This window comes from Providencia sp. Me31A (genome assembly GCF_050487165.1).
In the GTDB taxonomy this organism is placed as follows: Bacteria; Pseudomonadota; Gammaproteobacteria; order Enterobacterales; family Enterobacteriaceae; genus Providencia.
Genome location: NZ_JBKQGZ010000042.1, coordinates 1 through 10,753 on the forward strand (window position 1 = coordinate 1; position 10,753 = coordinate 10,753).

The window sequence follows — 10,753 nt, forward strand, 5'->3', positions numbered from 1 at the left end:
CCATGCTATCTTTAGCCATGCTATCTTTAGCCATGCTATCTTTAGCCATGCTATCTTTAGCCATGCTATCTTTAGCCATGCTATCTTTAGCCATGCTATCTTTAGCCATGCTATCTTTAGCCATGCTATCTTTAGCCATGCTGTCTTTAGCCATGCTGTCTTTAGCCATGCTATCTTTAGCCATGCTGTCTTTAGCCATGCTGTCTTTAGCCATGCTGTCTGCATAAGAAGCTGCAGCTGTCATACATAACGCACTAGTTAAGATTACCAATATTAATTTTTTCATAACAAATTTACTCTCTATCAGTTTATTTATATTAATACTACCATTATAACTATGGGTTATTGATTAAAAAATGATTACAAATTTGTCATAAAGCGAGGAGTAAGAAATATGGGCTTGTTGCAAATAATAAATTTGCGCATTTTTCACTCAGCGCTAAGAAAGTGAAGAACGCTCATAATGTATAAACTTTCCAATTTAGCGGCTAAAGACTTTGAAGGGATATTCGAGTATACAGAAATTGCAGTTGGGGTTAGGCGTCATAACCACTCTAAGCATGCAATTTTTTACCGATATAGAACCGATGATATTTTTGTTATCCGAATTCTTCATCAACAAATGGAGCCGTTAAAGCACTTTTATTTTGATGAGATTGACCTGTAAACTCGAAAACTTCAGTTAACTCATTTTTTATAAATCCCTTCTCATTAACTAGCTTAGTTTCTTTAAACTTATCGTGCGGAACTGGTTCTCTATAAGTCGATTTTTATAAGAAATGCGTACCATATTGCTTGGTGCAGATAAGGTATACTTAAATTGTACCAATGAATTATTATCGTTTGATATCGATTGTAAAAGATTTAAAAAATAGTTAGCAGTCAGGTTTGTGCTGTGAGTTCAATTAATCAATGCTATCCTTAAATAAGGAGGGCATTGTTATGAAACCGGTTGGGTGCATATCAATCTAAGTGGTGATTACATTTGGAGAAATAACCTAAAGTTGGGTTCAGGTAAATACCGTCCGTTACGTGCAGTTAATATAGAGATGTACAAAAAACAAGCTTAGCGTAGGATATTTTCCGTTTTCCAAGTGGACCCCTTCTTGAGCGATATTACTATTTCGCTATTTGTAATGAACGTTTCATCGATTGTTTAGCTGTATTCAAATGATTACGTAGCTCATTCATTGCCTGTAAGTCATTATGACTTATGATAGCACTCAAAATTGTCATATGTTCTTCTATTGCCAAAACGTTACGCTCACGAAGGTCACTGTCATCCCATTGATAATGAAAATGGAAGATGATCGTAACCATATTCAATGATTGTTCGAAGAAAGGGTTATCTGCAGCAGAAAGTAACAATGAATGAAATTTACGATCTAATTCAGAAAAAGTGTGATAATTATCGACTACAGTTTCTCGCAATTTGCGGTGTTGGAATAATAACTCTTTTGCCTGCACCCAACGTTTATCGTCAAGAGGTAAATTCATAAATCGTGCTAACGCGTAAGTTTCAAGTAACACTCGCAACTCAAATAGTTTTTCCGCATAGTCCTGGTCAAATGTTTTCAAACTCCATAAACCACGCCGCAAGTTCTCAATTAAATTATACTGTGAGAATTGAAGTAAAAATTCTCGCACGACAACTGGTTTCACATTTGCTCGGTGAGCAAGTTGTAATTCAGTGAAATTATCACCTGGTTTAAGCTCCCTTTGCTGAATTAAGTTATAAAAAAAAGATTCAAATTCAGTTAGCTGTTCAGGAAGCTCAATGACTGTATTAAGGAGGTCTGCATCATTAGGTTTCCTAATAATGACGAAGTTATTATTAGTATTTTCTAATATTTTCTGTTCAACAAGGTAATTTAATACATGTCGTACAGTTGTCCGACTAATATTGTACATATCTGCAAGTAGTGACTGAGAAGGCAAAGGCGAGCAAATATATTGATGCCGAATTGCATCTATAAATTGATTAATGACCTTATGACGTAAGTTTTGCGTTCTTGCCATCGTAATATTTAAAATTCCCGTTTGTAAATTATCAATCATCATCATTTGATGGTAAAAGTATAATGATATAGGGTAAAAAGATATCTGTTGTGTCACTCAATTAAATAATAAAGTGACATAACAGACAAAATACTAACATTAACTAAGTTGTTTTACCGCGCCTCGCATACCGTTATTCAAAATTAAATCAATATGTAAGGTGACTTTCTTGACTAACTCTGGATTTAAGCTGAGATTTTGTTCCCAGTGACTTTCATCCGAAAGGATAGTATTAACAAATGCTTCTATTGTTAAAGTATTCCCCACTTGAGGCCACATTTGGGCAAAGCGAGTGAGCCATATTTCATCATCTTGTAATGGGTAAGACTCATCAAAACGCTGCCCGCGATAGAACACAAGTAATGCGGCAAGCGCAAAACTTAAACGATCTGAAACATAACCTTTCTTCATACCTGTTATTAACTGAGGCAGAATTCGAGTTTTAAATTTCGTCATGCTATTTAGTGCAATAGAAAGAAGTTGATGCTGAATATACGGGTTTTGGAAACGCCCCGTAACCGCTTTTGCAAATTCACGTAATTCTGATTCCGGTAAGTCAAGAACAGGAATAATGTCTTCATTCAATAATTTTTCAACAAACTGTTGGATATCCTCATCTTGCATTGACTCGCCGACTGTATTGAGGCCACAAAGCCAAGCAATAGGAACCATCGCAGTATGGGCACCATTTAGAATAGCGACCTTACGTTCTTTATACGGCTTAATATCATCGACAATTTGAATATTCATAGGGTGCTTATCTAAGTGCAATTCTTGAGCTAACCACTTAGGCCCTTGAATAACAAACAGATAAAAATGTTCAGCCGTATCAAGGAAAGCATCATGATACCCCAGTTCTTGCTCTAATTTTTGAGCTTCGTCTCGTGGATAACCTGTCACGATACGATCAACGAGTGTCGAACAAAAAGTATTCGCTGATTCAATCCATTGAACGAAATCTTTAGATAATTGCCATTCCTGGGCATAACGTAGGATAAGCGCTTTCAGGGCTTCGCCATTATAATCAATTAACTCACAAGGAATAATAACCCAGCCTTTACTGGTATCACCTTTAAAGTAATTAAAACGCTCAAATAAAAGTCGCGTTATTTTTGCAGGAAAGCTTACTGCGGGTTTGTCATCAAATTTATCATTTTCATGATAACTAATTCCCGATTCTGTTGTATTTGAAAATACAAAGCGAATATTTTCATTATGCGCCAAAGCAAGGTATTCGTCATAATTTTGATAAAGATTTATTTCGTTATTCACTGAGCGGATAATACGGGAATCGCTGACTTCTTCACCCTTTTCATTTAAGCCCCGAATAACCGTCGTATAGAGCCCATCTTGAGTATTTAATGATGGCGGGAAATCTGTATCGATCGGGCGAACAATCGTAATCCCCGCATTTAGCCCCGTTTTTTCATTTAGAATATCAATGCTCCAATCAACAAAAGCGCGAAGGAAATTGCCTTCGCCAAATTGGATCACTCGAGTAGGATATTTCTTCCCTGGAAACTCACTTCGGTTTAATGTTTTCATTTTATCCCCAGATATTAGAAATGAATAACGCCTTTGATTAATTCGCGGTTATTAATAACATCTTGCTCATAAACTTCAGCAAGCGAAGAAAATTGGTAGTGGTGCGTTAGCATCATTTCAGCATTTAATTTATTTTCTGACATTAAGCGGCCAACTTTCGCAAAATCTTCAGGTGTTGCATTCCGGCTTCCCATCATTGTTGTTTCTTTTTTATGGAAATCCGGATCAGAAAACTGTAGGTTGCCTTTAAATAAACCAACGAAGACGATTGTTCCACCATGGCGAATTAGGTTTACCGTATTATTCATCGCATGCTGGTTACCTGTTGCATCGATAACTTTCAGTGGTAAAGCACCTGAAAATTGCTTTTTCAGGTGCTCTTCAAAATCTTCAGCTGAAGGATCAACCGTTGGCAGTGACAGGTATTTTGCAACATGTTCGCGTCTCGCAGCACTTGTGTCAGCAATAACCACTTGAGCACCATCAGCATGTGCAATGGCAGCAACGCCTAGGCCAATAGGGCCGGCACCAACAACCAATACCGCCTCATCTTTTTGAACCGCTGCACGCCTAACTGCATGGGCACTGATAGCAAATGGTTCAATTAAAGCCGCTGCTTCTGGAGCAATCCCATCAGCAGGTAATAAATTTAATACAGGAACATTCAGATAATCGGCAAAGCCACCATCTGCATGGACACCAATAACAGAAATATTTTCACAGCAATTGGTGCGGCCACTTAAACATGATGGGCATTTTAAGCAAGCAACATAAGGAATAACGGCAACTTGTTGCCCAACTTTAAATTCAGATTGATTAGAACCGAGTTGCACAACCTCACCACAAATTTCGTGTCCTAATACTCTAGGGTAGCTAAAGAAAGGTTGGTTTCCACCCCATGCATGTATATCCGTGCCACATATACCTACAGTTTTAATTTTAATTTTTGCTTCGTTAGCTGCAGGTGCTTGAATTTCGCGCTTTTCCCAAACTAATTTTTTTGGCTCTTGGCAAACTAATGTATTTATTAATGACATAATGCTCTCCTTATTTGTATGGCTATTAATTTCTGCCAAAAAATAGAAAAAAAGCATTATGTCCATGGAATTTGTGATGTAATGCTCATAAATCCGCATTAAATGTGTTTTTTATTCATAAAGTACAGAAATATATAATATTTTATTTATTAAGTACCGATAAAAGACAGTAAATTACTATCAAGCGCACGATTCAATGAAATTATCAGTTATAAATATGTCTTCCCACATATTCTCAGATTGAACAACATCAATTAAATGATCGACATAATTAAATAACAGTAAAAATAAATAAAAATCAATAAATTAGATTTTAAATATACCAATCTAATAATAATCTTGGGAAGAGAAGGAGTTAATGTGGAAAAAATAGATAGTACTATTAGCGGGAATAATCATTTAGCTAATAGTCATAAAACGGAAGTTTTAGACACTTTAGACATCGTACCTGAGAAAAGTAAGCGTTTAAAACGAATACAAATGACAGCAATGATCCTATTATTTTTAGCTGCCATTATTAACTATCTCGATAGAAGCTCACTTTCCGTTGCTAATTTAACAATCCGTGAAGAATTAGGCTTAAGTGCAACAGAAATCGGAATATTACTTTCTGTATTCTCTCTCGCGTATGGTATTGCCCAATTACCTTGTGGCCCGCTACTAGACCGAAAAGGCCCTAGATTAATGCTTGGTATTGGTATGTTCTTTTGGTCATTATTCCAAGCGCTATCTGGGCTTGTTCACTCGTTCACTCAATTCGTACTTGCACGCATTGGTATGGGGATTGGTGAAGCACCAATGAACCCATGCGGTGTAAAAGTCATCAATGACTGGTTTAATATTAAAGAGCGCGGTCGCCCAATGGGTTACTTCAACGCAGCTTCGACCATCGCGATGGCAATCAGCCCGCCATTACTTGCCGCAATGATGTTAGTCATCGGCTGGCGTGGCATGTTTATTACCATTGGTGTGCTCGGTATGTTTTTAGCAATCGGCTGGTATATGCTGTATCGCAACAGAGAAGAAATAGCCCTAAGCCAAGAAGAACAAGATTACCTAAATACAGGCAGTGTTAATGCGAAACGTGACCCACTGAGTTTTGCAGAATGGCGTGGATTATTCCGTAACCGCACAATGTGGGGAATGATGCTCGGATTTAGCGGAATTAACTATACCGCATGGTTATATTTAGCTTGGCTACCAGGTTACTTGCAAACAGCATATAACCTTGATTTAAAAAGTACGGGGTTAATGGCTGCTATTCCATTCTTATTTGGTGCAGCTGGTATGTTATTAAATGGATACGCCACTGACTGGATGGTCAAAAAAGGCATGGCGCCATTGAAAAGCCGCAAAATGAGTATTGTTATTGGTATGGTACTCTCAGCAATATTCACCTTTATTGTGCCTCAAGCAACCTCATCAATGTCAGCTGTTTTATTTATTGGTATGGCATTATTTTGTATTCACTTTGCAGGAACATCAGCATGGGGGCTTATCCACGTATCCGTTGCTTCGAGAATGACAGCTTCCGTTGGTAGTATTCAGAATTTTGCGAGTTTTATCTGTGCTTCATTTGCACCAATTGTGACTGGCTTTATTTTAGATAAAACAAACTCATTCAATTTAGCTTTGATTATTTGTAGCTGTGTAACATTACTTGGCGCACTTTCTTATGTATTCTTAGTGAGAGCACCGATTACGGATACGAAAATCAAATAAACTTAAATACAGGATTACAACGTTCCTCAGTGGCTCTACTGAAGAATAGTTAATCTTCGAAGGTTTGAGTTATAATTGCCTAATAAAATTGTATTAATTGATGGGCTTATTACAGTAAGTCCATCAAGATCCACACATTAAAATGTGAACATAAGCACGCCGTTGGAGTGTTTATATTGGCACTGTTGCAAAGTTTGAATGAGCCATTATGCTAAGCTAACCAGCCCTCTACGGAAGCTTACCTCATAAATGCATTTAAAGGTCGTCATTTCACCGGTATTATCATCCTTTGGGCGGTGCGTTGGTACTGTAAGTACGGTATCAGTTATCGAGAACTTCAGGAAATGTTAGCTGAACGCGGTGTAAATGTAGATCACACGACAATCTATCGCTGGGTTCAACGATATGCACCAGAAATAGAAAAGCGGTTACGTTGGTATTGGTGTAATTCCTCCGAGCTCAACAATTGGCATTTAGACGAAACTTATATCAAAGTGAATGGTAAATGGGCGTACCTTTACCTAGCTGTCGATAGTCGGGGGTATACTCTTGAATTTTACCTCTCACCACATCGTAATACCCAAGCTGCTTATCGGTTTTTAAGAAAAATATTCAATCGCGTTAAAAATTGGCAAATCCCCAGGGTTATCAATACCGATAAAGCCGCACCTTATGGTCGAGCACTTGTTCTGCGCAACAAAATTCGGCCACTTGTCTGAGGGGGTTATGATCGCCTGCGATCAAGATTTATTGCACGAAATTCAATTGGTCAATGACATTTTTTTAGAAAACAAACTGAATGAAACGCGTGAAGATGTCAGATTAACGTATATTGATACGAAATTTAACCCCTTTTGGATGGCAGTAAGATTGCAGTTATCTATCTTTCAGCATGCAGCTATCTTGTAGTTGTCTATAATAAATGTAATAAGTTAGTTTTCTTTTAGATGGCTGCAAGATTGCAGCTATCTATCTTTTGGCATGCAACAATCTTGTAGTTGTCTATAATGAATGTAATAAGTTAGCTTTCTTTTAGATAGTTGCAAGATTGCAGCTATCTATCTATTATGTGTAAAAACACAGTGGAGGTTATATGGCGTGGATAGTAGCGTTTATTTCTCAAAAAGGTGGTGTAGGAAAAAGTACAGAAGCAAGAGCATTAGCTCGTGAAGCAACAATGGGTGGATTGAAAACCAAACTGGCAGATTTAGATACAGAGCAAGCAACTTCTGCTGATTGGCATCGAAGGCGTTTAGCTGCAGGATTACCACCCGCAGCTTCTGTTGAGGTTTTTTCTACTGCTGCTCAAGCATTATCAACTACAGAGGCATATGACTTATTAATCATTGACGGACCAGCTCGAGCTAGTAAAGGGACATTAGAAATCGCAAAAGTTGCTGATTTGGTTGTTCAGCCGACAGGAGCATCACTAGACGATTTAATCCCAGCGGTTAAAGTATTTAATGGGTTGCTCAAAGATGGTATTCCTCGTTCAAAATTGATCTTTTCATTGAGTAGAATCGGAACTGATGCAGAGGAAAATGATGCAAGAGAATATATCAAGGATGCAGGCTATGAAGTTCTTAATGGCTGTCTTTTGGAAAAACCTGCATATAGGCAGGCTCAAAATGCAGGGCTAACTATTTCAGAAACTAGATACAAAGGACTTAATACACGTGCAGATGAATTGATTCAATCCTTAATTAATAAGATAGGAGAATAACATGGTTGATGTTTCTAAACTAAAACGAGGGAAATCTAGGCTGGGAACACCTCCATCTTCAGAGGAAACAGCTCCAGGTTTGTCTGCTCCTGAGATTGCTCCATTACCACAAGAATCTCAGTCAATATCAAATAAGAATACTGTTGCTGATAATCATTATATTAGAAGAGATGGACGATCAGCACGCAAAACGAATCGAACACTTGCTTTTGCGACTCGTGTAACCATTGAGTTCGACAAAGAAATTCGCGAAATAGCTGAACGAGAAGGATTGTTACTTGTTGAGGTATTAGAAGAAGCGCTTAACGCTTACAAGGAAAAGAAAGGTTATTAGAGGTTATTGCAGCAAACTAGCTGCAATAATTTTATTATAGAAACCTTGCTGCAAACTAGCGGCAAGATATAAGCTATATATATGTTAGATTGCGGTTTGATTGCTGCTAGATTTAAGATTCGATTTGTTATAAGATACTCAATATGAGTTGTATCCCATAGTTAGTTATTTTTAATTCTCAAATTGAGTATTTGTTGATTATATTAATTACCCAATTTGAGTAATATGTGAGGGTGTATGAAATTATATTGCGACGATGGTTCTACAAATGTGAAGCTGGCATGGTTTGACAAGCAGGCACTTCAAACTAAGTTATCAACGAACTCATTTAAAAAAGGTTGGAAAATTGAAGGGTTAGGTGGAAAGGGGACGTTTAACTATGAATTGGATGGTCAAAAGTTCACTTATGACGAGGTCAGTGAGCAGGCGATTAGAACGACTCATATTGAGTATCAATATACCGATGCGAATGTTTTAGCTATCCATCATGCACTTTTAAGTAGTGGACTTGAACCTCAAGATATCGAATTGGTTGTTACGTTGCCAATCAGTGAATTTTATACAGCAGATTGTCAAAAGAATGAATTAAATATTCAGCGCAAAATTGAAAATGTCCTCCGTCCTGTGAAACTAAATAAAGGAACAACCTTTACGATTAAAGATGCCGAGGTGATGCCTGAATCTTTACCTGCCGTGTTAACTCAATTAGTTAATGATAATGTGGGGGAGTTTGAAAAGTCACTGGTGATTGATTTGGGCGGCACAACACTGGATGTGGGCGTGATTGTGGGTCAGTTTGATGGTGTGAGTGCCATTCATGGTAACTCTGAAATTGGTGTCTCAATGGTCACTCAAGCTGCGTTGAGTGCATTAAAAATGGCGTCCAGTGATACCAGTGCGCTGGTCGCTGATGAGTTAATAAAGCAACGTCACAACGACCAGTTTGTGCGTCAAATTGTGAATGATGAGTCGAAAATTCCATTAGTATTGGACACTATTGAGTCTGCCATTAAACAATTAGGCGAGCGTGTCGTTGATGAACTTAGCCCATTTAAAAATGTGAATCGCATTTATCTGGTTGGCGGCGGCGCATCTTTGATTGAGCCTGAGATCAGAAAAGCATGGCACTTGATTGATGATAAAATTACACTGTTAGACTCGCCCCAAACGGCATTAGTTGAAGCTATCGCCTATTTTAAAGAGGATTAACTCAATGAGTCATGAGCGGAAAAAATTTACACTATATCTTCACCCCGAAAATCCAGCGGACAAAAAGGCTTTAGAGGTGATAGAGTCTATACCTCGTTCAGCTAGGGGGGAATTTTTCCGCCATGCATTTATCTGTGGTGCGGCATTACAACATCTCGATACACGATTGCCTGCTTTGTTGGCCACACTCTTTAATGAGACATTGACGGCAGAACAGCTTGTGATGTTAATTTCCCAAACAACGGGTTGGAAACCATCACAGGCTGAAATTCAGGCTGTCATCAAAGCGCTTGGTATTAGTTCAACGTTGAAAGAAGAGAGCTGTATCACTGAGATAAAAGCGAATCAGCCTTTAGCGAAAGTGAAAAATAAGTTATCAAAACTCGTGTAAAAAAGTATTCGGGATATTTGTATAGTGTAAAAATATGCAGTATATTGGCACTGTGTATTTATGGGACTTCCCTTGTTATGGTGGCTGATAATATCATAATGCATATTTTATGATCAGGGATTACTATCATGGACGAAAAGTCTCTTTACGCCCGAATACTCAATTTATCCCCTCCTTGGAGTGTCGCTTCTCTTTCACTTGATGAAAATACGGGTGTAGTTACTGTTCATGTGGCTATTCCAGAAAATACCCCCTTAGTCTGTCCTGTTTGTGGGAAGAATAGACCCATTCATGATCATCGACACCGCCAGTGGCGCCATCTCGATACTTGCCAATTTCTAACGTTAGTTGAGGCTGATGTACCTCGAGTTCGTTGCCCTGAACATGGATGTCAAACCCTGCCTGTTCCTTGGGCTGAAAAAGGCAGTCGGTACACACTATTATTTGAAATGTTCGTACTCTCTTGGCTAAAAATAAGCACCGTTGATGCGGTGAGAAAACAGCTTAAACTGAGTTGGAATGCGGTTGACAATATTATGCGCCGTGCCGTTAATAGAGGTCTTTCTCGACAAAATAAAACACAGGCATCAAAGCATCTGTGTGTTGATTGTTAATGATCATGCAAAACTCCACCAAATTAGGCAGGAAAGATCGTGTAAAAATGATCCACCTGATAGCTCTGCTACACTCCCTGTTTTTGCAAGGGATAATTTGGAATGCTTTGTATGGAAACC

General features: G+C 38.2%; 11 protein-coding genes and 2 pseudogenes. 10 read left to right on the top strand and 3 right to left on the bottom strand.

Features of this window, described 5'->3' with window-relative positions:
- The first annotated feature begins 82 nt into the window (after positions 1-82).
- Together ACLPIE_RS21755 and ACLPIE_RS21760 are read left to right on the top strand one after the other, a co-directional pair.
- Positions 83-250 (top strand): pentapeptide repeat-containing protein, encoded by a 168-nt coding sequence (locus ACLPIE_RS21755; RefSeq protein WP_421667223.1) that lies wholly within the window; start codon positions 83-85, stop codon positions 248-250.
- A gap of 213 nt (positions 251-463) precedes the next feature.
- Positions 464-667, top strand: a complete 204-nt coding sequence (locus tag ACLPIE_RS21760) for a type II toxin-antitoxin system RelE/ParE family toxin (RefSeq protein ID WP_071548929.1) — start codon at positions 464-466, stop codon at positions 665-667.
- 452 nt (positions 668-1,119) lie between these two features.
- Here ACLPIE_RS21760 and ACLPIE_RS21765 read toward each other — a convergent pair whose 3' ends face one another.
- From ACLPIE_RS21765 to ACLPIE_RS21775, 3 genes are all read right to left on the bottom strand, one after another.
- Entirely contained in the window at positions 1,120-2,019 is a 900-nt protein-coding gene (locus ACLPIE_RS21765) for a GntR family transcriptional regulator (protein WP_264404095.1), read from the bottom strand.
- 138 nt (positions 2,020-2,157) lie between these two features.
- Complete coding sequence (locus ACLPIE_RS21770) at positions 2,158-3,603, bottom strand: tagaturonate reductase (protein WP_264404096.1); 1,446 nt, start codon at positions 3,601-3,603, stop codon at positions 2,158-2,160.
- A 14-nt stretch (positions 3,604-3,617) separates the two neighbouring features.
- Positions 3,618-4,640 (bottom strand): zinc-binding alcohol dehydrogenase family protein, encoded by a 1,023-nt coding sequence (locus ACLPIE_RS21775; protein ID WP_264404097.1) that lies wholly within the window; start codon positions 4,638-4,640, stop codon positions 3,618-3,620.
- A gap of 360 nt (positions 4,641-5,000) precedes the next feature.
- Here ACLPIE_RS21775 and ACLPIE_RS21780 point away from each other — a divergent pair, with 360 nt between their 5' ends.
- The 8 genes and pseudogenes from ACLPIE_RS21780 to ACLPIE_RS21815 form a co-directional block, all read left to right on the top strand.
- Positions 5,001-6,362, top strand: a complete 1,362-nt coding sequence (locus tag ACLPIE_RS21780; protein ID WP_430263737.1) for an MFS transporter — start codon at positions 5,001-5,003, stop codon at positions 6,360-6,362.
- 245 nt (positions 6,363-6,607) lie between these two features.
- A pseudogene (locus tag ACLPIE_RS21785) lies at positions 6,608-7,048 on the top strand (IS6 family transposase); the annotation flags it as partial.
- 40 nt (positions 7,049-7,088) lie between these two features.
- On the top strand, positions 7,089-7,271 hold the full coding sequence (locus tag ACLPIE_RS21790; protein ID WP_264404098.1) for a hypothetical protein: 183 nt from the start codon (positions 7,089-7,091) through the stop codon (positions 7,269-7,271).
- 184 nt (positions 7,272-7,455) lie between these two features.
- Complete coding sequence (locus ACLPIE_RS21795) at positions 7,456-8,085, top strand: ParA family protein (RefSeq protein WP_006663415.1); 630 nt, start codon at positions 7,456-7,458, stop codon at positions 8,083-8,085.
- Position 8,086: 1 nt separating this feature from the next.
- Positions 8,087-8,419 carry a hypothetical protein gene (locus ACLPIE_RS21800; protein ID WP_006663416.1) on the top strand — a complete coding sequence of 111 codons (333 nt, stop codon included), beginning with the start codon at positions 8,087-8,089 and terminating at the stop codon, positions 8,417-8,419.
- Positions 8,420-8,656: 237 nt separating this feature from the next.
- Complete coding sequence (locus ACLPIE_RS21805) at positions 8,657-9,628, top strand: plasmid segregation protein ParM (RefSeq protein WP_264404099.1); 972 nt, start codon at positions 8,657-8,659, stop codon at positions 9,626-9,628.
- A 4-nt stretch (positions 9,629-9,632) separates the two neighbouring features.
- Complete coding sequence (locus tag ACLPIE_RS21810) at positions 9,633-10,019, top strand: plasmid partitioning/stability family protein (RefSeq protein WP_264404100.1); 387 nt, start codon at positions 9,633-9,635, stop codon at positions 10,017-10,019.
- Between the two features lie 128 nt (positions 10,020-10,147).
- Positions 10,148-10,627: pseudogene (locus ACLPIE_RS21815) on the top strand (helix-turn-helix domain-containing protein); the annotation flags it as partial.
- Positions 10,628-10,753 lie beyond the last annotated feature (126 nt).